Origin of the sequence: Acinetobacter sp. 5862, from assembly GCF_024494585.1 — a bacterium.
Lineage (GTDB): Bacteria > Pseudomonadota > Gammaproteobacteria > Pseudomonadales > Moraxellaceae > Acinetobacter.
This window is the reverse complement of the sequence record NZ_JANHGP010000062.1, coordinates 1-24,032: the sequence shown is the minus strand read 5'-3', so window position 1 is coordinate 24,032 and position 24,032 is coordinate 1. Positions and strand designations below refer to the sequence as shown.

The 24,032-nt window shown below is 40.4% G+C and carries 25 protein-coding genes; 8 read left to right on the top strand and 17 right to left on the bottom strand.

Going from position 1 to position 24,032, the window contains the following annotated elements; genetic code table 11:
• Positions 1 to 9 precede the first annotated feature (9 nt).
• From NO346_RS12220 to secF, 6 genes are all read left to right on the top strand, one after another.
• Positions 10 to 1,038 carry a hypothetical protein gene (locus NO346_RS12220; RefSeq protein ID WP_256415321.1) on the top strand — a complete coding sequence of 343 codons (1,029 nt, stop codon included), beginning with the start codon at positions 10 to 12 and terminating at the stop codon, positions 1,036 to 1,038.
• Between the two features lie 55 nt (positions 1,039 to 1,093).
• On the top strand, positions 1,094 to 1,663 hold the full coding sequence (locus NO346_RS12215) for a LemA family protein (RefSeq protein WP_256415320.1): 570 nt from the start codon (positions 1,094 to 1,096) through the stop codon (positions 1,661 to 1,663).
• Positions 1,664 to 1,855: 192 nt separating this feature from the next.
• Positions 1,856 to 2,986: a tRNA guanosine(34) transglycosylase Tgt gene (tgt, locus tag NO346_RS12210; RefSeq protein WP_005162280.1), complete on the top strand. Its 1,131-nt coding sequence runs from the start codon at positions 1,856 to 1,858 to the stop codon at positions 2,984 to 2,986.
• A gap of 109 nt (positions 2,987 to 3,095) precedes the next feature.
• Positions 3,096 to 3,425, top strand: coding sequence for a preprotein translocase subunit YajC (gene yajC, locus NO346_RS12205; protein ID WP_256415319.1), 330 nt, complete (start codon positions 3,096 to 3,098; stop codon positions 3,423 to 3,425).
• A 51-nt stretch (positions 3,426 to 3,476) separates the two neighbouring features.
• Positions 3,477 to 5,378, top strand: coding sequence for a protein translocase subunit SecD (secD, locus tag NO346_RS12200; RefSeq protein ID WP_256415318.1), 1,902 nt, complete (start codon positions 3,477 to 3,479; stop codon positions 5,376 to 5,378).
• 10 nt (positions 5,379 to 5,388) lie between these two features.
• Positions 5,389 to 6,357 carry a protein translocase subunit SecF gene (gene secF, locus NO346_RS12195; RefSeq protein WP_004664877.1) on the top strand — a complete coding sequence of 323 codons (969 nt, stop codon included), beginning with the start codon at positions 5,389 to 5,391 and terminating at the stop codon, positions 6,355 to 6,357.
• A 94-nt stretch (positions 6,358 to 6,451) separates the two neighbouring features.
• Here secF and NO346_RS12190 read toward each other — a convergent pair whose 3' ends face one another.
• From NO346_RS12190 to NO346_RS12110, 17 genes are all read right to left on the bottom strand, one after another.
• Positions 6,452 to 7,105, bottom strand: coding sequence for a 4'-phosphopantetheinyl transferase superfamily protein (locus NO346_RS12190; RefSeq protein WP_256415317.1), 654 nt, complete (start codon positions 7,103 to 7,105; stop codon positions 6,452 to 6,454).
• 196 nt (positions 7,106 to 7,301) lie between these two features.
• Positions 7,302 to 8,711, bottom strand: a complete 1,410-nt coding sequence (gene der, locus NO346_RS12185; protein ID WP_005214471.1) for a ribosome biogenesis GTPase Der — start codon at positions 8,709 to 8,711, stop codon at positions 7,302 to 7,304.
• A gap of 176 nt (positions 8,712 to 8,887) precedes the next feature.
• Entirely contained in the window at positions 8,888 to 10,030 is a 1,143-nt protein-coding gene (bamB, locus tag NO346_RS12180; protein WP_087547105.1) for an outer membrane protein assembly factor BamB, read from the bottom strand.
• Positions 10,030 to 10,728, bottom strand: a complete 699-nt coding sequence (locus NO346_RS12175) for a tetratricopeptide repeat protein (protein WP_005162294.1) — start codon at positions 10,726 to 10,728, stop codon at positions 10,030 to 10,032. The genes bamB and NO346_RS12175 overlap by 1 nt, the downstream gene beginning before the upstream one ends.
• A gap of 31 nt (positions 10,729 to 10,759) precedes the next feature.
• Complete coding sequence (gene hisS, locus NO346_RS12170) at positions 10,760 to 12,052, bottom strand: histidine--tRNA ligase (protein WP_004664886.1); 1,293 nt, start codon at positions 12,050 to 12,052, stop codon at positions 10,760 to 10,762.
• Positions 12,049 to 13,164 carry a flavodoxin-dependent (E)-4-hydroxy-3-methylbut-2-enyl-diphosphate synthase gene (gene ispG, locus NO346_RS12165; protein WP_004664888.1) on the bottom strand — a complete coding sequence of 372 codons (1,116 nt, stop codon included), beginning with the start codon at positions 13,162 to 13,164 and terminating at the stop codon, positions 12,049 to 12,051. Before ispG ends, hisS begins: the two co-directional genes overlap by 4 nt.
• Positions 13,165 to 13,186: 22 nt before the next feature.
• Positions 13,187 to 13,987: a RodZ domain-containing protein gene (locus NO346_RS12160; protein WP_087544627.1), complete on the bottom strand. Its 801-nt coding sequence runs from the start codon at positions 13,985 to 13,987 to the stop codon at positions 13,187 to 13,189.
• Positions 13,978 to 14,781, bottom strand: coding sequence for a type IV pilus biogenesis/stability protein PilW (gene pilW, locus NO346_RS12155; protein ID WP_087535641.1), 804 nt, complete (start codon positions 14,779 to 14,781; stop codon positions 13,978 to 13,980). The genes NO346_RS12160 and pilW overlap by 10 nt, the downstream gene beginning before the upstream one ends.
• Before the next feature lie 17 nt (positions 14,782 to 14,798).
• The gene (rlmN, locus tag NO346_RS12150) at positions 14,799 to 16,034 is read right to left on the bottom strand and encodes a 23S rRNA (adenine(2503)-C(2))-methyltransferase RlmN (RefSeq protein WP_087544629.1); all 1,236 of its coding nucleotides are present in this window, start codon (positions 16,032 to 16,034) and stop codon (positions 14,799 to 14,801) included.
• A 121-nt stretch (positions 16,035 to 16,155) separates the two neighbouring features.
• Entirely contained in the window at positions 16,156 to 16,587 is a 432-nt protein-coding gene (gene ndk, locus NO346_RS12145) for a nucleoside-diphosphate kinase (protein ID WP_003654870.1), read from the bottom strand.
• 108 nt (positions 16,588 to 16,695) lie between these two features.
• Complete coding sequence (iscX, locus tag NO346_RS12140) at positions 16,696 to 16,896, bottom strand: Fe-S cluster assembly protein IscX (RefSeq protein ID WP_004664895.1); 201 nt, start codon at positions 16,894 to 16,896, stop codon at positions 16,696 to 16,698.
• Between the two features lie 94 nt (positions 16,897 to 16,990).
• Positions 16,991 to 17,542 carry a phosphatase PAP2 family protein gene (locus NO346_RS12135; RefSeq protein ID WP_178882635.1) on the bottom strand — a complete coding sequence of 184 codons (552 nt, stop codon included), beginning with the start codon at positions 17,540 to 17,542 and terminating at the stop codon, positions 16,991 to 16,993.
• Positions 17,543 to 17,566: 24 nt separating this feature from the next.
• The gene (locus NO346_RS12130) at positions 17,567 to 18,853 is read right to left on the bottom strand and encodes a glycosyltransferase family 1 protein (RefSeq protein WP_249571245.1); all 1,287 of its coding nucleotides are present in this window, start codon (positions 18,851 to 18,853) and stop codon (positions 17,567 to 17,569) included.
• A 155-nt stretch (positions 18,854 to 19,008) separates the two neighbouring features.
• Entirely contained in the window at positions 19,009 to 19,848 is an 840-nt protein-coding gene (locus NO346_RS12125; RefSeq protein WP_256415316.1) for a symmetrical bis(5'-nucleosyl)-tetraphosphatase, read from the bottom strand.
• Positions 19,848 to 20,660 carry a 16S rRNA (adenine(1518)-N(6)/adenine(1519)-N(6))-dimethyltransferase RsmA gene (gene rsmA / locus NO346_RS12120; protein WP_087535636.1) on the bottom strand — a complete coding sequence of 271 codons (813 nt, stop codon included), beginning with the start codon at positions 20,658 to 20,660 and terminating at the stop codon, positions 19,848 to 19,850. The genes NO346_RS12125 and rsmA overlap by 1 nt, the downstream gene beginning before the upstream one ends.
• A 32-nt stretch (positions 20,661 to 20,692) precedes the next feature.
• Positions 20,693 to 21,661 carry a 4-hydroxythreonine-4-phosphate dehydrogenase PdxA gene (gene pdxA, locus NO346_RS12115; protein WP_256415315.1) on the bottom strand — a complete coding sequence of 323 codons (969 nt, stop codon included), beginning with the start codon at positions 21,659 to 21,661 and terminating at the stop codon, positions 20,693 to 20,695.
• Positions 21,662 to 22,022: 361 nt separating this feature from the next.
• Positions 22,023 to 22,652: a hypothetical protein gene (locus NO346_RS12110; RefSeq protein WP_005162328.1), complete on the bottom strand. Its 630-nt coding sequence runs from the start codon at positions 22,650 to 22,652 to the stop codon at positions 22,023 to 22,025.
• 263 nt (positions 22,653 to 22,915) lie between these two features.
• On the opposite strand from NO346_RS12110, the gene rplM reads away from it, so the two are divergent.
• On the top strand, positions 22,916 to 23,344 hold the full coding sequence (gene rplM, locus NO346_RS12105) for a 50S ribosomal protein L13 (protein ID WP_004664909.1): 429 nt from the start codon (positions 22,916 to 22,918) through the stop codon (positions 23,342 to 23,344).
• A 12-nt stretch (positions 23,345 to 23,356) separates the two neighbouring features.
• Positions 23,357 to 23,743, top strand: coding sequence for a 30S ribosomal protein S9 (gene rpsI / locus NO346_RS12100; protein WP_004675485.1), 387 nt, complete (start codon positions 23,357 to 23,359; stop codon positions 23,741 to 23,743).
• Positions 23,744 to 24,032: the final 289 nt, after the last annotated feature.

The following is a 24,032-nucleotide window of genomic DNA, read 5'->3' as shown; positions in this document are numbered from 1 at the left end:
AATAGAACGATGCCGATCGATACTGTAGAACAAGCCTTACATATAAGACGAAAAAAAAATGCGCAGGTTTTCCGCAATATTGCTCGGCTTTGGGATATAGGGCAAAAATCACACAGTGATCAAGATTTGCTGGATGCTTTACATCCGTGGCGTGATGATCATAGCTTATGCTTTTTTAATGTATTGCCTTTTATTTTAGGCATTGTGAGCGTCTGCACATTAGTATTTGGCTATTTTTTTCATCCACATATTCAGTATATCTTTAGCCTTCTCGCTGCTTTTTTGACTGGCTTTTTAGCGTATTTACTGTATGAGCCGAAAGAGCCACTCACACAGGTCATTACATATCTCGAACAACGTATGACCGTCTTACGTTATGGTCTGCAATTTCAACAGCTACCCGCTTATTTACCCATTCAAGCACAGCCATTATTGGTGATCAGTAGATTGAAGCAATTTTTCCCATTATTTAATCGTGGCACTGAATCTAACGAAATCACCCAATATGCTTCAACTACATGGCATGATGGTACGACAGAACATCAAGTTTTATTGTTTCAATATCACTATGTCAGTGAACTACCCATTTTTCAGGAGGAAAATAGCAATCAGAAAATTGCCAAAGAAATTCACAAAGATCTATGGGGCGCTTTTATTTTCCAAATGCCTGCTTCAGGAATAGCGGTCAGCAATAAACGTTCTCGTTTTTTTGAACCATATACAAGTTCATGGCAAAGCAGTGATATTTTAATTAACCAAGAATTAAACATTTTTGGGATCGATCAACATCAGTTGGCAAAAGAAATTAGTCCAAGTTTGACCTTAAAGCTACATGATTTTTTTCAACATTTTACTGGTGATTTAATTTATCATCATGAAGAGCAAATTTTGTGTTACCTCGGCGAACAAAACCTTTTCCAAACCGCCAGTAAACGCAGTGAAATCCATGATATTTCAGCATTACGTGGACATTTACGTACCATGACCATGCCGCAATATCAAAAGTTTCAACAATTGATGCTTAATTTAATTCAATAAATTCCCTTTATCTCTTTGAGACAGGGCTTAGGGAAACATAATAAGGGGAATGACGATGACCGGTTTACTCATATTCTTGGGAATTTTTGTTGTGATCGTTGTATGGGCGATTTACACACGTAACAATATTGTTCGTTATTTTAATGCGACTAAACGTGCTTGGTCAGAAGTTGCTAACTTTGAGCGTCAAAAAGTAAAGACTTTAGAAGCATTGGAAGCAACATTAGATCGATATACTCAGTTTGAAAAATCAACTTTGGAAAAAGTGACTGAATTACGCCAACAAATTCTGAATCTGAATGTCAATGATACCGATATTTCTCAATTACAACAGATTGAGAAAATGAGTAAGGAACTGATTCGTAGCCTCAATGTAGTGGTTGAGAACTACCCTGAACTCAAAGCCGATGCGCTGTATAGCAAGATGATGGATGACATTCAGGAACAAAATGAAAATGTAGGTGCGGCAATCACGATATTTAACCGTAACGTAGAATTGTTTAATAACCAGATCGAGGTGTTCCCCAACAACCTGATCAATACCCTAACCTTATCCAAGAAAGCCATTCGCCCGTTTAAGGATAATCTTGCAACTGAAAATTTTGACTATAAACCGAATTTTTAAAATTTATTTTTACTTGAATACAAGTCAATCTAAGCTTTATCTTGATTGGCTTTTTTATTTTTTAACTTACGCTACATTTAGTAGTAGAACTACACGCCATAATCAAGGAAAATAGCCGCTTTTGATCAGCGAACTGTTTTTTCGCCTTGCGCTGCGCTCAAAGCAGTGCTTCGATCTTGCTCAGGATGTGTCATGAAATTTGAAAAATTAGGTCAGTCGGGACGTGCCCGTCGTGGTCGACTTACGTTAGAGCATGGTGTGGTTGAAACACCTGTATTTATGCCCGTGGGTACTTACGGTACAGTGAAAGGCATGTTACCTCGTGACATTGAAGAAATTCAGGCACAGATTATTTTAGGTAACACCTTCCATTTATATTTACGTCCAGGCTTGGAAGTGATTAAAGAGCACGGGGGTCTACATGAGTTTATCCAATGGGATAAACCAATTTTGACCGACTCAGGTGGTTTCCAAGTATTTAGCTTAGGCGCAATGCGCAAAATCAAAGAAGAAGGTGTAACTTTCCGTTCTCCTATTGACGGTTCAAAGGTGTTTTTGTCTCCAGAAATTTCAATGGAGATCCAACATGTACTGAATTCAGATATTGTGATGATCTTTGATGAATGTACTCCTTACCCTGCAACACATGAAGAAGCGCAAAAATCTCTGCAACTGTCTTTGCGTTGGGCTAAACGCTGTAAAACCCACCACCATGATGAGCTTAAGAATAAAAATGCCTTATTCGGCATTATTCAAGGCGGTATGTATGAAGATCTTCGTGATGAATCACTTAAAGGTTTATTAGAAGTTGGCTTTGACGGTTATGCAATTGGTGGCTTATCAGTTGGTGAACCCAAAGAAGAAATGATCAAGGTGCTTGATTATTTACCAAACAAAATGCCACAAGACAAACCACGTTATTTGATGGGTGTTGGTAAACCAGAAGACATCGTTGAGGCAGTTCGCCGTGGTGTCGATATGTTCGACTGCGTGATGCCAACCCGTAATGCACGTAATGGTCATTATTTTGTCACTGATGGTTTGGTAAGAATTCGTAATAGTAAATATCGTCATGATAAAGGACCTTTAGACCCACATTGTGATTGTTACACTTGTAAAAACTTCACCCGTGCCTATTTATATCATTTAGAGAAATGCGGAGAAATGTTGGCATCTATGCTCGGTACCATTCATAACTTGCGTTATTACCAAAGACTGACACAAGGGATGCGTGATGCATTGGATAACGGCACATTTGACGAATATGTTCAGGACTTTTATGCACGTCGTGGTCTAGAAGTTCCCGCTTGTCCTGAAGACTAATGTGAATGAATTGCATCAAGATTTGCGCCTGACCGCAAGACAAGGTACATTGCAAAACGAATTGGAATTTTGTTATTAATTTTTGACTTTTTAATTTTAGGAAATCGAAATGAGCTTTTTAATTTCTACTGCTCACGCTGCTCCAGCGGCTGCACAAGGCCCTAGCCTGATGGCAAACTTGTTGATGATTGCTGTATTTATCGGGATCTTTTATTTCTTGATTTGGAGACCTCAAGCAAAACGTGCTAAAGAGCATCGTTCTTTAATCGAAAGCTTAGGTGTGGGCAGTGAAATCGTATTTGCAGGCGGTTTGATGGGAAAAATCACCAAACTTGATGGTGACTTTGCAGTCGTTGAACTCAACCGTGGTGTCGATGTAAAAATTCAACGTGCGAGTGTCATTTCAGTATTACCTGAAGGCACACTAAATAACCTTTAATCATAAGATAGTCGTGCCTCAGCACGACTTTTTCATTTAAGAAGAAAGCGAATGCGTTACCCTGCATGGAAATATTTACTGATCCTTGTGGTACTTGTGATCAGTACGTTATATGCACTTCCTAGTTTGTATCCAGATGAACCTGCTGTCCAAATTTCAGGTGCTAAAGCAGGCACAAAAATAGATCAAACCATTGTGCAAAAAGCGGAGCAGATTTTAAAAACTGCCAACATTAGCAGTCACGACAATAGCTTCACCAATAATGCGGCATTATTACGATTAAACTCTTCAGAAGCACAGTTAAAAGCCAAAGAAGTGTTGCGCCGTGATTTAGGTGATGACTATGTGGTTGCACTCAACCTTGCACCAACAACACCAGAATGGTTGCGAAAGATTGGGGCTAAGCCGATGAAACTCGGTTTGGACTTACGTGGCGGTGTACATTTCTTGCTTGAAGTCGACATGGATAAAGCGATTGGTCAGCGTATGGAAACATCTGCGACTGATTTGCGTCGTCAATTTCGTGACAACAAAATTAAATTTAATAACCTTGCTTTAAGTAATAACACCATTACGATCCAATTTGCTGACAATGCAGATCGTGATGCCGCGGCAGATTTTTTACGTCGTAACGGTAATGAGTTTACTCAACAAGCCGTTGCAACGACATCTGGCGCGACTCTAAAACTGAATTATACAGATACTCGTCGTCAAGAAATTCAGTCTTATGCAGTCAACCAAAACTTAACTACATTACGTAATCGTATTAACGAACTTGGTGTAGCAGAAGCATTGGTACAAACGCAAGGTAGTAACCGTATCGTGGTTGAGCTACCGGGTGTTCAAGATACTGCTGAAGCAAAACGTGTATTAGGTCGTACCGCGAACTTAGAATTCCGTTTAGTTGCTGACAGTAATGATCAATATATTGATCAATACACTGGCAAATATAATGGTCAACCACTTCCACCGGGTACTGAGGTTTTTGCTTATCAATCTCTGGACAGCGGTCGTCAACTTCTTTTACAACGTAATCGTATTTTGACAGGTGAGCGTGTTCAAAATGCAAGCTCTGGTTTTAGTCAAGATTCTGGCGGCGCTGAAGTAAATATTACCCTAGATACCGCTGGTGGTAAGCTCATGGCAGATGCAACACGTAATGCCGTGGGTAAACGTATGGCAGTATTGTTTATTGAAAATAAACAAAAGATCTCTTATGTTGCTGATCCTAAGACGGGTGCTCAAACTGAAGTACGCACACCATATACAGAATCTGTGGTCATCAATGCGGCAACTATTCAAGCGGTATTGGGCTCACAATTCCGTATCACTGGCTTAGATTCACCTCAAGAGGCAGCAGAACTTGCCTTGATGCTTCGAGCAGGTGCTTTAGCTGCACCAATGTACTTTGTAGAAGAGCGTGTTGTTGGTCCAAGTCTTGGTCAAGAGAATATTGATAAGGGTGTGTTATCGACTCAAATCGGTTTCTTATTGGTTGCAATTTGGATGGTTGTTTTCTTCCGTCTGTTTGGCTTAATTGCAAACTTTGCCTTGGTGTTCAACCTTGCCATGATTTTAACTTTTATGTCATGGATTGGTGCTTCCCTCACCTTACCAGGTATCGCGGGGATCGTCATTGGTATTGGTATGGCGGTTGATGCCAACGTACTGATCTGCGAACGTATCCGAGAAGAAATGCTTTGGGGCGCCTCCCCTAAACAAGCCATTATCGCGGGTTATGATCGGGCCTATAACACCATTTTCGACTCGAACTTAACCACTTTCATCGTGGCATTTATCTTGTTCGCAATTGGTACAGGCCCAATCAAAGGCTTTGCGGTCACCTTGATGATCGGTATCGTATGTTCAATGTTTACTGCGATTACTGTGACCCGTGCTGTCGTCCAGCTCATTTATGGCAAACGCCGTAATTTGACTAAGTTGAGTATTTAAGGAGATTCACATGACTGATCTGACTCAACAAGACTCAAAACAATACGGTCGCCCAGATGATCTAAAAATCATTCCTTTCATGAAGATTGCTAAACCTGCTGCAATCTTCTCGATCTTAATTACCCTTGCGAGCGTTTTCTTTATCGTCACAAAAGGGCTGAATCTCGGTTTGGACTTCACTGGAGGTATCTCTGCTGAACTCAACTACAAAGAAGCTGTTCAACCCGCTCAAGTCGCTCAAGCACTCGATAAAGCAGGCTTTAAAGACGCCGTTGTACAAACATTAGGAAGTAATAAAGACCTGATTGTACGTATGCCAGTGCAAGAAGATCTTAAAGTTGAAGATCTAAACGATACCATCACTAAAGCAGTTCAATTGCCAAATAACCAAGCAGAAGTTCATAAAGTTGACTCTGTTGGCGGTCAAGTAGGTAATGAGCTTTATATCCGCTCTGCAGGTGCGCTTGCACTTGCTTTGATCTTAATGCTGATCTACGTCACCATTCGTTTCGAGTTTAAACTTGCAATGGGTGCCGTAATCTCATTATTTCACGATATCGTAATTATCATCGGAACGTTTGCATTGTTCCAATGGCAATTTGATTTAACCGTGCTTGCAGCAATACTTGCGGTAATGGGTTTCTCACTCAACGATAACATCGTTGTATCGGATCGTATCCGTGAGAACTTCCGTAAAATTCGTGGAGCAACACCACGTGAAATTGTAGATATCGCATTAACAGAGACCTTGCGCCGTACGATCCATACCTCAATGACGCTATTACTTGTGGTTCTTGCCATGATGTTTTGGGGAGGTGATGGTTTACATTGGTTCTCAATTGCAATGTGTGTGGGTATTTTTATTGGTACGTACTCATCTATTTATATTGGTACAGCATTTGCTTTATGGCGTGGTTTAAATCGTCAAGATTTTATTGTCCAAGTTAAACCTGAATTTGATGAAGAAGAAATTCCTTAAATCTGAATCATCGTAAAATTCAAATCAAAAAAGCCAGCATAATGCTGGCTTTTTTGATTAAGATTAGAGCACGGGGTTGTACGTTCTTCATTTATCAATATTGAATAATTTGAATCTGCGGAAATTGAAAACCGCGACAAGACTGCTCTGCACGCCATGCGATAGTCAGCACGATCTTCTGATTTAAAACAAAATTTTGATAAGCAAATGTTCCAATCAAAGGATGAGTACACATTCCACCATCATGTGATGGATGAACTTGTGTATTTAGACTATTTAAATCCAGTCTAATTCCAAAACCTGATGCTTTTAGAATTGCTTCCTTAGTCGTCCATACTCTGAGCCAATACTCTGGGTCTTGATCTTGTTGCAACCATGCTTGATATTCTTCAGGATGAAAGGCATGTTGAGCCAAAGCATCAAAACGAACTTTCCGATCCAACTCTTCCACATCAACACCAATCTCTTTCACACGCTCGCTCATCGCCAAAGCATAATATTGTTGACTATGTGAATGATTAAATTCCAAGGTATGAGAGCTTAAAAATGGCTTACCATATCCATGTTTTGAAAACTGTAAATCCGTAGTTAAACACTTTAATTGATCTGCCAAAAGTTGATTGCGATAGGCTTTAATCTGTTGTTTTTGATAATCATTAAACGATCTAAAATCTGAGAAATCCGCTTTATCTCGCTCAAGAAGTGAAGTCAAAGCTCGAATATGTATTTCAATTTTACGTATCACCATCAGCTTCACTCAACAAAACATCGTTCAATATAAACCTGATTGTATAAAAACTTAGAAGATTATAATCAAGCTTATTTCATTTAATCACCTAACTTAAGACTTCATTCGCAAGTGCATGAGCAACTTATCTCATGAGTCACATTAAAAAGCATAAAAAAACCCAAAACAATGTTTGGGTTTTAACGGCAAAATCAGCTTAACGCTTAAATTTTTTCTCAGCCTTTTTAAATTTCTGTACATAACGACGTTTACGTGCTGCAACACGCTCATCAACTTGAGATTTGCGACCTTCAAATGGGTTTTCTGAGGTTTTAAAATCAATACGTACTGGTGTACCTTCCAGCTTGTACACTTTACGGAACACGTTTTCCAAATAACGACGGTAATCAGCAGGTGTTTTATCTACTTTGTTACCATGAATCACGATTGTAGGTGGATTTTGTCCGCCCATATGCGCATAACGCATTTTAATACGCTTACCACTAATCATTGGTGGTTGATGCGCGTCAGTCGCGTCATTCAAAATCTGCGTTAATTTTGCTGGTGACACTTTCAAATGTGATGAATCATAAGCACGATGAATGGTTGGGTATAAATCCCCCACACCAGTTCCATGTAATGCCGAGATTAAATGTACTTTCGCCCAAGGAATAAAGTCAAAACGGCGATCAACATCAAGCTTACATTGCTTACGATCATATTCAGTCATGTTGTCCCATTTATTAATGGCGATCACCATGGCACGACCAGCTTCTAATGCATAACCAATTAAATGTAGATCTTGCTCAACGACCCCTTCACGCGCATCGAGCACAACGACAATCACGTGAGCATCTTTGATCGCTTGTAATGTTTTCACGATTGAGAACTTCTCAATCATTTCATCAACTTTACCTTTACGACGCACGCCCGCAGTATCAATCAACGTATATTGACGACCATCACGCTCATAAGGAATATAAATTGAGTCACGTGTAGTACCGGGCTGGTCAAATGCAACTACACGCTCTTCGCCAAGCAAGCGGTTGACTAAAGTTGACTTACCTACGTTTGGACGACCAATAATCGCCAAACGCAAACCTGTATTTTTGTTATGTTCTTCAGGATTTTCATCTTCTGGTACTTCAGCTAATACTTCCTCAAGCATTTGCTGCACACCACGACCATGGCTGGCCGCAACTTGAATAGGTTCTCCCATACCAAGTTTATAGAATTCAACTAGCGCGGCTTCTGCATGAACACCATCAACCTTATTGGCAACTAAATAAACTTTCTTACCTAGTGTACGCAATTCACGGGCAATCTGTTCATCTGATGCCAACAAACCTGCACGTGCATCCACAACAAAAACAATGATATCTGCTTCATGGATGGCAGTTTTTGACTGCTCCGCCATGTATGAGTCAATACCGCCTTCATTCTCACCAATACCGCCAGTATCAACGACGATGAATGATTTATTTTGATACACCGCATCGCCATATTTGCGGTCACGAGTTAAACCAGCGAAGTCAGCAACCAAAGCATCACGACTTTTAGTGATTTGGTTAAATAGCGTTGATTTTCCGACGTTTGGACGACCAATAAGCGCAATAACGGGTTTCATAAATTAACCTTAATTCAGACGAGCCATCATTGATGACATCGTATCAGAAACAGTATGGAAGATTTTGGTGATCAAATAATCACAATAAAAATTCGGGGTTTTGTTCAAACAAATACCCCGATCATTCTTTTATTAGCAATTGCTAATCAAATATTTTACCACAAGCTAAGGCAAAATTAACGATTCTGCCAAATGCTTAATGCACCTTTTCGAGTTGCAACGTAAAGCTGATTATCAATCACACGCAATGAACGGACTTCACCACTGGTTTTCGCACGACCAATCAACTTCCCTGTGTTTGGATCAATCAAATGAATAACTCCATCTAAATCGCCAACCACAAGGTTCTGTCCAAGCATCACAGGATTACTTAATTGACGGTTAAGTAATTCCTCATTCTGCCAAAGAAGTTCGCCTGTCGCTAAATTATAAGCTTTCAATTTTCCATCTGCAGTCGAGACAAAAACTTTATCACCTGAAACTTCAGCGCTATTCGTACTACTTGCATCTTCACTCCACACCACACGCTGTGTCGTAAGATCAGTAGTTGTCACTTGCCCTTGGAAACTGGTTGTTACCAGATATTGACCTGCAACAACTGGGTCACCGACAACATCAATCAAACGTTGAATATCCGAACGACCATCACTTACTGCAACTCGACGTTGGAAACGCGGCACGCCACTGATTACATCCAATGCATAAACATAAGCATTCGCAGATGCAACAACGACTGTACGTTCATCTAAACGAACGGGTGCAGGTTGACCACGTAAACTAAACTGAACGTTTGGTAATTTATATGCCCACACTTGCTGTCCAGTAACAGTATCATGCGCAAATACAGTCCCGTCATTTGCAATCGTAATAACTCGTCCCGATTGAATGAGTGAAGGAGACAAAATCGCACCAGATAATTTGGCAGACCATTTTTGGCTACCAGTAGCCTGATCTAAGGCAAATAACTCACCTTTACGATTACCAATAATGACAATACCCTCACCTGCTTCTACACCAGCAGTAAGTTCTTGCTTAGTAACCTTACTTTTCCAAAGACGCTGCTTAGCTTTATAAGCAGAAACCTGACCATCTGGATCAATCGCAAAAATTACACCGTTATCTGTATCTAACTGCAAGCGTAAAGCTTCTGCTGCATTTGTCGACGAAACACTTTGAGAAAAGACCAGATTTAAGCCTTGCTGTTGCGTAATTTTTGGCAACGGATTCGGTTTCACTTCTTTTACTTTATTGGTTGAACATCCAATTAATAAAGCTGAAGCAATTGCAATTGCCAAAGGTAATTTTAGTTTGTTCTGCATTAAGACTCATCCACTTTGGTATCTAAGATCGGGCGCTCAATTTCAGGATCATCTACTAAAATACCAACGCTTTCGAGTTTAATTTGTAAAAGCTGACGCTCTTGTTTACGTTCAATGAGGCTATCCCAAGCACTTTGATATGCTTTTTGCGCCGATGCAGTATCTTTCTTTGCAACAAAAATATCACCACGTAACTCTTCTGCAGTTGCTTTAAACGCTGGTTCAGTCACGTTTGATAAGGTTTTCAGCGCCTCATCATATTTCTTTTGTGCTAATTGTGAATCCGCTAAACGTATTTTTACAATTTGCAGCAAACCCGCATCTTTAACTTTTGAGTTTTCAACTTTCTTTAATGCTTTTTCAGCTGCAGCGTAGTCTTGTTTATCATAAGCAAGCTTCGCCAAGATAAATTGGGTTTGAATCGCCTGAACCGAGTTAGCATCATCTTTCACAATTTTATCTGCTGCTTCAGATACTGTAGCGAAAGCATTTGGTTGACCTGATGCAGCCTTAGCTTCGTCCATCAATTTTTGTACTTTCGCCGTTTGGCTCTGTGCCTCAGCTAAATTTTTCTTTTGCCAATATTCCCATCCGAAAAAGGCAATCAAGGCAATCAGAATCCCGCTAATCATGGCAGAACCATATTTTTTGCCAAAAGACTTTAATTGGTCGAGTTGTTCTTCATCACTTAAACTCATGTGATTGTCCTTTCCCTAAATATTGTGCAATTTATTGTTTAAATTTTTCGATAAAAAAAGATGTCAGCTCAGTTAAAGCGACCTGCGCCTGCTCACCCGTTGCTAGCTCTTTGACCAAAAGCTGTTGTGATTCCCACTCGCGCTCACCCAAAATCACTGCATAGATTGCACCCGATTGATCAGCCTTTTTCATTTGGCTTTTCATACTGCCTTGTGAACCTGTTTTCAGACGAATTGAGCTGTTTGCTGCTTCTAACTGGTCACGGATTTGCTCTGCTAATACTAAAGCTTTCGCTTGAAATGCAGGCTCAGCCAATAAGAAAACTTCACAATCACGTACTTCTTGGGCTTGTTCAACCTGCTCAAGCAACAACAGTAAACGTTCCATACCCATTGCAAAACCAACTGCAGGTACAGATTGATCTGCTTTACCTTTCAGTTGTCCTACCAAGCCATCGTAACGACCACCTGCACAAACCGTTCCTTGTGAACCCAACATCGTTGTCGTCCATTCAAATACAGTTTTGTTGTAGTAGTCCAAGCCACGTACTAACTTCTGGTTAATTACAAACTCAACGCCTGCATCAGTGAGGTACTGTTGTAACTGCTGGAAATGATTGATCGAATCTTCTTTTAAGAAATCATGCAACTTTGGTGCATTTTCTAAAATCTTTTGTGTTGATTCAATTTTAGAGTCTAAAATACGTAATGGATTGGTACTTAAACGGCGTTGTGAATCCTCATCTAATGCATCTTTGTGCTGATTTAAAAACTCAACCAAAGCAGCACGATATTCCGCACGCTCATCCGTCTCACCTAAAGTATTGAGTTCTAGACGAACATTTGCTGCTACACCCATACGTTTCCATAGGCGAGCCGTCATTAAAATGATTTCTGCATCAATATCTGGCGTTGCCACACCAAAAGTTTCAACACCAAATTGATGGAACTGGCGATAGCGACCTTTTTGTGGCTTTTCATAGCGGAACATTGGACCCACATACCAAACACGCGGTGTTGCGCCACGCAATAAGTTATGTTCCAACATCGCACGCACACACCCAGCCGTACCTTCTGGACGCAAAGTCAGCGATTCAGGTGGAGTACCTTTATCAAAAAAGGTATACATTTCCTTTTCAACGATATCGGTTGCATCACCAATCGCACGCTTAAACAAACCCGTTTGTTCAACGATCGGTAAACGGATTTGTTGATAGCCATAGGCATCCATTAAAGATGCTAATTGTTGTTCCAGACTTCTCCAAGCAGCAGTTTGTGTTGGAAGGGTGTCATTAAAACCTTTGATCGCGACAATTGAACTCATGATGAACTACGAATAATTTCTTTAGATTTAGCTTCTTCAAGCTCTTGAACACGTTGACGAACCATTGTTTCAATTTCATCAACCAACTGATTTGTGTCAATTAAATGACTTTTTTCACCATTACGATAGACCAGTGAACGTGGTGATGCGCCAACGATACCGATATCCGCCTCTTTAGCTTCACCAGGACCATTCACTTTACATCCAATCACGGATAAATCCATCGGTGTACGGATATCTTCTAGGCGCTCTTCCAAAGCCTGCATCACTTGAATCACATTAAATTCCTGACGTGAGCAGCTTGGGCAAGCAATAAAGTTAATACCATTTGAGCGTAAGCCCAACGATTTTAAAATATCAAAACCGATTTTAATTTCATCCTCAGGTTCAGCCGCGAGCGAAATACGCATAGTATCGCCAATGCCTTCCATCAACAGTCCGCCCAAGGCAATTGCTGATTTGACTGTACCCGTACGGTAAATCCCTGCTTCAGTCACACCAAGATGCAGTGGATTATCTATCTGTTGAGACAGCAAACGATAAGCATCCATCGTTAAAAATACATTCGATGCCTTAACGCTGACCTTGAACTCATGGAAATCTAAACGGTCGAGAATATCGATATGACGCATCGCTGACTCAAGTAAGGCCTGCCCTGTCGGCTCACCATATTTCACTTGTAAGTCTTTTTCCAGAGAACCTGCATTCACACCAATACGAATCGAAATACCATGATGTTTTGCTGCAGCAACGACTTCACGCACTTTCTGATCCGAACCAATATTACCCGGATTAATGCGCAAACAATCTGCACCATAGTCCGCAACTGCTAAAGCAATACGATGATCAAAGTGAATATCAGCAACCAATGGTACAGAGACTCGTTTTCGAATTGCCCCAAAAGCTTCTGCTGCTTCCATTGACGGTACAGAAACACGCATGATATCCGCACCTGCATCTGCACAGCGCTGGATTTGCGCTACAGTTGCATCCACATCACAGGTTTCAGTGTTGGTCATACTTTGAACACTGATCGGGGCATCACCACCGACATACACTGAACCAACACGAATTTTACGTGTTGGACGGCGTTTAATTGGATTCACAATCATCGTATAGCTCTACTCTTTGGCATTAACGAGACAAACGGAATTCTGCTTTTCCATTAACCGTATATGGAGACAAAGATATTTGCTCCTGATTCAAGGTCAAGGATACAGCTGTTGCATCATCTAAACGAATTTGGAATGGTGATTCACCACTCAAAGTTAATGTAGATGCTTGACGACCTGTTGCCAATACTTTACCTGTTGCATCAACGATATGCACAGATGTTGGTCGACTAAAGTTCAAAACTAATTGGTCGCCAGAAGTTACGTTCGTTGTGGTTCCCATCGGTATAATTTCGACATCAGAACTTTTTGCTTTCGGCGCTTCAACTTCTGCATCATTTTTGTGGCTTGATGTCCAATTTTGTACAGCCATCACTGCCAACCAAGCTAAGACTAAAACAGCAGCTAAAATAGCAATACGCTTCAACCATTTACGGTTACGTACACTTTTCGATCCAGCAAGCTTGCCCATAGTCTTGATTGGGGAGTTACTCAGGGCATGATTGGCCTTGAGACCTGTGTCATTGGCATAGATTTCATCGAAACGCTGGATGATGGCACTGGCATCTGCATTGAGCAGTTTTGCATAGGCACGGTAATAGCCTTTGATGAATGTGGCTTCAGGCAAGGATTTATAGTCATCTTGCTCTAATGCCGTTAATGTTTTAACGGGCATATTCAATACGCTTGCAATTTCTTCAAGTTCTTTCTTTTGTGCAATACGAATTTGACGCAAATACTCACCAGGTCGTTGAATATTTCCTAACGTTGACGATGGCGAGGTTGAGCCAGTTGGCTGATGTGAATTTGGATTTATTTCCATACGGCCTCAGTACTGTACTGTAATTGCAAATAACGTTGATATTCTGGACTCTCAGGAAATAATGCTCGTAATTGATTCACTAACACTTGCATTCCTAATTGATCCGCACTCGCTCGAGCAATGCGTAAACCAATCCAAAGTGCACGTGCACCTTGGTTTTTTTGCCCCACATTACGAACATACTGTTCGTATAGTTGCGATGCATCTCTATTATTTTGTTGCAAATAGAAAATTTCTGCCAACTCTAACATTGAAATAGTTGCATTACGATTTGCTTGTAGCGCTTGTTTGAATGCTTTTTCAGCATTCGCAACATCGCCTAACTTTAAATAGATTCGCCCCAAGTTTTCCAACGATTGAAATCGCTGTTCATAACCTAAGGTTGCACCTGCACGGGTAAATTGCTCAATCGCTTCATTATAACGTTGCATTTGATACAAATATGTACCGTAATTATTACGAGCTTGTGCATTATCTGGTTCTGAAGAAATCGCACGCTTAAAATAAGCATCTGCTTTTTCCATATTAGGTTTACTGCCTTCTTGTTGCAGTAGAATCCCCATCATCATATTGGCGTTTGCATCACGCGAATCAATATTTAAAGCTTGATCAAGAGAACGTTTAGCGGAATCCAAATCACCTGTACGAATATATTCAGCAGCCAGTTGAGAACGAACTTGAACAGCCTTTTCTGGGTCTTTCTTCAACCCTGTCGAAGATTGACAAGCGGTTAAACCCATTACAGTAAACACAACAGTAGTCGTTATAATCGTTTTTAGTCGAGTTGTATTCAACGCTATATCCCCAAGTTTTATCCTTGTGTGCGCAAAATTTCTTGTCGTTGCGCCACTTTCTTCTTCCACTGTTCCGCACGACGCGTACGGTCAGCAACCTGTCCTACCAATTGACCACATGCAGCATCGATATCATCGCCACGTGTCTGACGAATCGTACACACAAATCCGGCGTCAGACAAAGTTTTTTGAAAAGCAATGATACGATTACGACTCGAACGTCCGTAAGGTGCATGTGGAAATGGATTAAATGGGATCAGATTGATTTTACTTGGCAAGTTTTTCAATAATTTTAATAATTGCTGTGCATGCTCAGGCTGATCATTTACACCCTCCAACATCACATATTCGATAGTGACATGGCGACGTGAGCTTTCATTACCATCTTTAGCTAAATAACGTTGGCACGCAGCAATAAGTTGCTGTAATGGATATTTTTTATTAATAGGAACCAATTCATTACGTAGTTCATCATTTGGTGCATGTAATGAAATCGCAAGTGCAACATCGATGTCTTGCGCTAATTGATCAATTTTTGGAACAACACCTGATGTTGATAAAGTTACACGGCGTTTAGACATTCCGTAGGCAAAATCATCTAACATTAACTGCATTGAGCTGAGTACTGCATCGTAATTAAGTAAAGGTTCACCCATACCCATCATGACCACATTGGTTACGGTACGTTCACGCTCAGCAACAGGCACATCTTCCATATAAGAATAATTTGCCATCCACAACTGACCGATGATTTCTGCTGGTGTGAGATCACGTTGGAAACCTTGCTTACCCGTCGAACAGAATGAACAATCCAGTGCACAACCCACTTGTGATGAAATACACAAGGTTTTACGCGCACCTGTTTTATCTTCTGCAGGAATCAGTACGGTTTCAACCAGAGAACCTTCACCATCACCTACACGAAATACCCACTTACGAGTACCATCTTTAGAATAATTACGGTGCACCACTTCAGGTGCTTTGATTTCGCAAATTTTTTCTAATTTTTCACGTAATTTTCCTGAAATATTACTCATTTCAGCAAAATCAGTGACGAAAAACTGGTGTATCCATTTCATGACTTGACCGGCACGAAACTTCTTTTCGCCTAAGTCTTCAAAGAATTTTTCTAATTCGGCTCTGGACATGCCAAGTAAATTTACTTTTTTATCGGCAGCTTGAACGACAGACGTAGTTAAAGACTGTTGTTTTTCATCGACATTCTCAGATGAAACGACCACTACAGAACTCATGTATATTTACCTAAACGATATCAGCGCTAGAAAATGCTGTGTGTTTTTCACACAACTCAATCTATAAAAAATAAAAAACCAGATAAGTAGTATACCACTTATCTGGCTTGAATACTTTGGATTAACGAGTGCGTGGGCAGATCTCGTTATCAGCAAAGAAGTAAGCGATTTCACGCTCAGCAGAAGCAACTGAGTCAGAACCGTGAGCAGCATTTTCGTCGATGCTTACAGCGAAATCAGCGCGGATTGTACCTGGAGCTGCTTCTTTAGGGTTTGTAGCACCTAAGATTTCACGGTGAGCAAGAACTGCATTTTCGCCTTCAAGAACAGAAACAACAACTGGGCCAGAAGTCATGAATGCAACTAAATCACCAAAGAAACCACGTTCTTTGTGCTCAGCATAGAAACCTTCAGCATCAGCTTGAGAAAGGTGTTTCATTTTAGTCGCAACAATTTTTAAACCCGCTTTTTCAAAACGAGCAAAAATGTCACCAATGTGGTTTTTAGAAACTGCATCTGGTTTTACGATAGATAAAGTACGTTCAATCGCCATGATTGACTCCTATTTATGGTGTAAACTAAAAAATTTGCCGCATTATACCGATGTCATCGCCAATAATCAGCTTGAATCTGTAAAAGTTCAGTGATTTCTGATGTTTTTTTAACGAACTTCATCCAACCAAGCCATTTGAATCGCTTCAAGCAAACCTTCCGTCGACTTATTTGGGTCATCATTAAAGTCTGGTAATGCACAAACCCAAGCATGTAAATCAGTAAAACGAATCCATTGAGGATCTACATCTGGGTGTGCTTCAGTAAGTTCGATTGCGATATCAATCGTATCTGTCCAACGTAAGCCCATTTGATAACCTAATTAACAGTTAGTGATTGAGCGTACTTTAACAAATCCCAAGATTTAAAAAATAGTCTTCTATCATTAAAACTCGTTAAATTATTCAAAGAATGATATTGAAGCTTGGTGCCAACAAAATAATACCGCTAGCGACGGATGCACCAATCACCGCCCCGACGATCACATCACTTGGGTAATGTAATCCTAAAATCATGCGGGACAATGCAACCAGAATCGTAAATGGCAACATCAAGATTAATAACAACGGTTGGATATAGCCTAATGTAATAGTAACCATGACCGCATGCAAAGTATGACCTGATGGAAAACTAAAATGATCCAATGGTCGCTCGCCCAGTACAATCACTTGGTGAACTTGATAAGGGCGTGGTCGAGTCGTTTTATGCTTTAAAAACTTATAAATCCCCGTACCAACAGAACCTGCAACGAGCAAATATAGAATTTGCAGACCGTATGCCAAACCTTGTGCGATCCATACTGATAACAACATGACATACCAAAATGGTCCATCACCCAAACGACTAATCGTTTTAAAAAATAAGGCAATGCGTTGTGACTGGGAGAGATGATTAAGGTATACACACCCTTTTAGATCTAGATCGAGTATTTTTATTTTTGCATTTTGAAATTTCATACTTTTCTCCTTTCTGAGGATACTTTAGGTAGAGTTCATAAGAGGTTCCTGCGCTACCTGATAAAGTGCTTGTTCTAATTGTTGTACAGGAAACTGCCAACTGGTTTCCTGTACAGTTTCACTTGCTAATAAACCCATTTTTCTCAGTTCTGGGAGAGCTGGCAAATGACAAATGGATTGGGTTAAATCTGCGGCCTGTCCGAGAGGACTCAACCAACCTGTAACACCATGTTTGACATGCTGATGTGCACATACGTAGTCATAAGCAATCACTGGTAATCCGCTAGCAATTGCTTCTAGCACTACATTTCCAAACGTATCAGCTTGACTAGCAAAGGCGAAAACATCTGCACTTGCATAAGCGGCTGAAAGATTCTTACCACTTAAACTACCAGTAAAAATAATATCTTCTGATATCGCTAATTTACTCAAACGAATACGATCAGGCCCATCTCCAACAATTACAAATTTTGTATTTGCACCTTGCTGTCTCTGCCAAGCATGGAAAGCTTCAATTAAGACATCAATTTCTTTTTCTGGTGATAAGCGTCCAACATACAGCATTACACGGGTATCAGCACCTACACCCCATTGTTGGCGTAATTGCTGTGAACGATGTTTTGGGGAAAACTTCGCAGTATCAACACCTCGTCCAACAACAACTAAAGGACAAGTCACACCAAAACCACGTAGTGCTTGTTCCGTGTATTGACTGGGTACACACGTGACATCTGTACTATTATGGAACCATGTTAAGTAACGTTGAATCGGTTTGACTAAAAAAGCCAAGTCAAAGAAACGGCTAAAATCTTGGAAAGCTGAATGGAATCCACTCGATACGGCGATTTTTTTTGACTTTGCAGCTTGTAGTGCTATTAAACCTAATGGACCTTCAGTCACGATATGCACTACGTCAGGTGCGAACTGCTCAAATGCTTTAGAAACTTTAAGATATTGTGGCCAACCAAATTGAACACTTGGGTATTTTGGAATAGGCTGAGACATCACCAAGCATTCTTGTTCAGGGTTAAATTCTGTACAAATCGTTTTTTGTATAGGCCTGACCAATAGAATTTTATGTCCAAGCCGTTGTAGCCCCTGACATAATTGCATCATAGATAATGCTACACCATTAATTTCTGGTGGCCATGTTTCAGTGACAATTGCGATTCTCAAACGAGGGCGAACTAAATCCCGAAGTTCAGACAATTCATCTTGTTTATTTTTGAGTTGTTTCCTTTTAAAGTAAAATTTAAAACTTTCAGGAAACTGTTCTTGCTTTAGTAGAGATGTCGCGTATGTACTTTGCATATCGCCATCCATTCGTGTCGTTATTTTCATGCTTTTAGCTTATAAATATTTTTTGACACTTTAATGATCAGTGTATGACAGTTTTTTGACAGTCTTAAAATAGAAATGCCCGATTTCAATATGAAAATGGGCATTTAAAAGAGATCACAGGCTAATCAAGCCAAAGGATTATCCACTGCGAAAAGTTGTTGATCTTCTAAACGATAAGCCACCAGTTGTTGCCCCCAAACACATCCACCATCGACATTTTGAATTTGGCGACTAATGGCTTTACCCTGCAAGGCCGCCCAATGTCCAAAAATAATTTGATGAGTTTGTGCAGCCTGACTATCAAACTCAAACCACGGCTGAAAGCCTGTTGGCATCGGCGCATCAAGTGCATCTTTAAAGTCAAACTCTAAACGCCCTTCGGCATCAGTCAAACGCATTCGGGTCAGATAATTGGTAATACAGCGCAAACGTGCCATACCTGTCAGCTCATCTGACCATAAATCAGGTTGTGAACCATACATCTCTGCAAGAAAACTATCTAAAATCGAAAGATCGTCATGACCAACCACCTGCTCGACTTCTTGTGCCAATGCCACAGTTTGTTCGGCATTCCAGATACACGGCACACCTGCATGAGTAATCAGAGTTTGATCATTCGGAGATAAACTTAATGGCTGTTTTCGCAGCCAATCAATCAGCTCATCACCATCAATCGCATCAATCACGTCCTGAGTACGATCTTTATCTTTAACTTTTTTAAAACCACGGGCACAAGCAATGAGGGTGAGATCATGATTGCCTAGTACAGTTGCCGCAGCACCACGATCAGCCAGTTTTTTAATAAAGCGTAATGCGCCCACTGAGTTTTCGCCACGTGCAACTAAATCACCCGCAAACCATAAAAAGTCTTGATCTGGATCAAAGCGAATTTCTTTCAGTAATGCTTTCAGCGCTTCAAAACAACCTTGTACATCACCAATGACATAGTTATAGCGTTTAGACATTAAGACACCATCTGATCAGAAAGTGCGACAAAATCAGCCAAGCTTAAGGTTTCTGGGCGCGCCATCGGATCAACACCTGCTTTTTCAAAGCCATCTTCTGCCAACATCCCTTTTAAGCTATTACGTAAGGTCTTACGCCGTTGGGTAAATACATGGCTGACTAAACGTGACAAAGCTTTTTCATTTTTTGCAATAATTGGCTTAGTTTCATAAGGTTCCAAACGAAATACAGCTGATGTCACTTTTGGTGGCGGATTAAATGAACCTGGCGGCACTTCAAACAAGAAAGTCGGTTTACAGTAATACTGGATCATCACCGATAAACGACCATATTCTTTGGTGTTTGGTGTTGCTGTAATACGATCAACCACTTCCTTTTGCAACATGAAGTGCATGTCTTTGACCTTGTCACCAAACTCCAAGAGATGGAACAACAAAGGCGTAGAAATGTTATAGGGTAAATTTCCCACCACACGTAGTGGACGACCGTCTTGGAACAATTGCTTGAAATCATATTTTAAAGCATCGGCTTCAATAATGGTCAAACGTTCAGGATATGGCACACGTCCCGGTAAACCGGCAGCCAAATCACGATCCAGCTCAACCACGGTTAACGCATCACACTCGCCAATTAAAGGTGAGGTCAATGCAGCTAAACCCGGTCCAATTTCGACAATATTTTCACCCGCACGCGGATTCACTGAACGTACAATTTTGGCAATCACACGTTGATCATGTAAGAAGTTTTGACCAAAACGTTTTCGAGCCTGATGCCCTTCATCTTTAGGGTTTAGGGCATTAATTTGATACATAATAATTCCAACGTGAATAATTTACTCGCCCATTACTGACGAGCTAAATCAAGTGCTAAATCCACTGCAACCTGCAAACTTGATGCTTTTGCCTGTCCAGTGCCTGCAAGAGAAAGTGCTGTACCATGATCGACCGAAGTTCGAATAAATGGCAGGCCTAATGTAATGTTTACTGCTTCACCAAAGCCTTGTGATTTTAACACAGGTAAACCTTGATCGTGATACATTGCTAAAACAGCATCTGCATGTTTTAGATTTTCTGGGGTAAATAAGGTATCTGCAGGCAAACAGAGACTCATCCCTATACCTTGTGCACGATAGCTTTCTAGCACTGGATTAATCACGTCGATTTCTTCTCGACCTAAATAACCATCTTCACCTGCATGTGGATTTAAGCCACAGACCAGAATGCGTGGTTGTGCGATTTTAAATTTGCTTTTTAAGTCTTGAATCAGAATATCAATCACTTGATGCAAACGCTCTTTAGTAATCGCATCAGGTACATCTCGCAACGGCAAATGTGTGGTTGCCAATGCAACACGCAATGTTTTAGTCGCCAACATCATCACCACACGATCCACACCTGCAAACTCTTGGTAAAACTCAGTATGTCCGCTAAATAGAATGCCTGCATCATTAATAATCGACTTTTGCACTGGCGCTGTAGCAACCCCTACACTCCGCCCCGACATCGCATAGTCAGCTGAACGACGTAATTGCTCTAAAACATAAGCAGCATTGGCTGAATCTAACTGACCTAAAATAACAGGTTTTGCTAAAGGCACATGCTCAACGAAAAGCTGCCCTGCTAAACTCGACCGTTTTTCGCCCTGAAATGGAATAAGTTCAACATCAATATTTAACTGTTTGGCGCGCTGCTGCAACATCTGGACATCAGCCAAAATAACGATCGGTCGCTCATCAACACGGTTTGCTAGACTTAGACAAATATCTGGTCCAATTCCAGCTGGTTCGCCAGAAGTGACATACAAAGGCAACATGACTCACCAATTCTAATTTTAAGCATTACGTTATAGTTTACCGAAAAAAACAATCCACTCCCCATATAAGCAAAAGTTTTTGAAAAAATATGAAGTGATAATTTACAAGTTGATAAACAATAAATACAATAAATTTATTTTTACCAATAAATACAAGAATATAAACTATAAAAATAGAATTTAAATGCGACTAAAGAAAATCAATCGGAATAACATTAGAGCGATTAGATGCCACAACATAACGCTGATGAAACACTTAAAATGATTATCCATCAAATTCTATTCCCTCTCAGCGCGCCCCTCCTAAATAAGAAGCAATCAAGAAAGAGAATAAAACTAAATAGTGAACAATTTGAAATTTTTAAGGTTTTTTCGCTTTAGGCAGATTTTCAGGCACTAGATTAGAAGGTACAAATTCAACTTGACGAGTCCACGGGTTAATTTTTGGTTGTACCTTTTTCTCAGGTTGAACAACCGCCGTCTCTTCTTTCTTTTCTACCGCAACAACCGCAGCACTACTCGGCTTCTCTATAAATGGATTTGCAATCGGTTCCTTTTTCTCTACAGGTTGAGGCTGCTGCACGAGTTGTGGTTCTTTCTTTTCTGGCAATGGAGGTGTATTTACTGGGTGAGAAGTATAAGGAGATGCTATAGCACCTTGTTTTACAATAGTCTGCGATGATTGTTGATGCAGGGGAGCATTTGCTTGCACTGAAGAACTTGAGGGTTGTGCTAAGGGGTTCGTTTGATCATCTGGTATTTCAAGTGGTTTCATTTCAGCAGTAACCATCATTGCTGGATCAACATGCTCACCACGACTCTCCAAGACTTCAACTTTACGACTTGTACCTTCTTTGGGCTGAAATTCAGAATAATTGGTTACACTGCCCTCATCGACCCATTTGTAGAGGCGTCGTGCATTCGCTTGTGTGGAACAAGCTATTACGCAAATAGCGACTACAATAATGTTTGTAGAAAACGACAATTTCATCAAATTCCCCAAAAGAAGAGGTAAATACTTCTACTTATTTCAAATAATTAATTCAAAAATGATAGGTTAAATACCACCACCTCTCAAGCCAAAAAATGTAGCTAAAAATTAACGGCGATATAGTTACAAAATCGGTCACATTGCAGCAAAATATGACATTAACAATGAATTGTTCTTGTGTGATTTTAGAAATTCATATAGAATTCGGTCTCCTTTTGTTTGGGCGATTCCTTGCTCAAACCAACTATAATAGGTAGTGGTTAATGAAAACTCTCAGCGCTAAGCCTGCTGAAGTTCAACACGACTGGTATGTTGTTGATGCTTCTGGCAAAACTTTAGGTCGCCTTGCGACTGAAATCGCTCGTCGTTTACGCGGTAAGCACAAAACTTCTTATACTCCTCACGTTGACACTGGTGACTACATCGTTGTGATCAATGCTGAACACGTTCAAGTGACTGGTAATAAATCACTTGATAAGAAATACTATCGCCATACTGGTTTCCCTGGTGGTATCCGTGAGACTAACTTTGAAAAGTTAATCGCTCACAAACCTGAAGCAGTTTTAGAAAAAGCTGTTAAAGGTATGTTACCAAAAGGTCCTCTTGGTTATGCAATGATCAAAAAAATGAAAGTGTACGCTGGTAGCGAGCATCCTCATACTGCTCAACAGCCACAAGTTTTGGACATCTAAGGGATACAGCACATGGCTACTAATTATGGTACAGGTCGCCGTAAGACCGCAACTGCACGTGTTTTCTTATCAGCTGGTACAGGCAAACTCGTAATCAACAATCGTACTTTAGAGCAATATTTCGGTCGTGAAACTGCTCGTATGGTTGTGCGTCAGCCTTTAGAGCTTTTGGAAGCAACTGAAAAATATGACCTTTACATCACTGTTAAGGGTGGTGGTATTGGTGGTCAAGCTGGCGCAATCCGTCACGGTATTACCCGTGCGTTGATCGCTGCTGACGAAACTTTAAAACCTGCTCTTCGTCAAGCTGGTTTCGTTACTCGTGATGCTCGTGAAGTTGAACGTAAGAAACTTGGTTTACGTAAAGCTCGTAAACGTCCTCAATTCTCTAAACGTTAATCGTTTTACGAATTGGACAAAAACCTCGGATTTATCCGAGGTTTTTTTATTGACCTAATCATCATATTAAGTTTCTACATAAATCTCATAAACACACTTTAATTGATCATGTTGCCCTGTTTGCTCATCTATACTTTTTAATTCCTCAATATAGTATGAGATGTGAATTTCCTTTCCGACTCGATAATATTTTTTTTGCGACTTAACATTTATAGGACTTACGCATTGACAGATTCAAAAAAGTATTAAAATGCTTTATAAAGTATCTGTGATCAGACGAATTAAACAT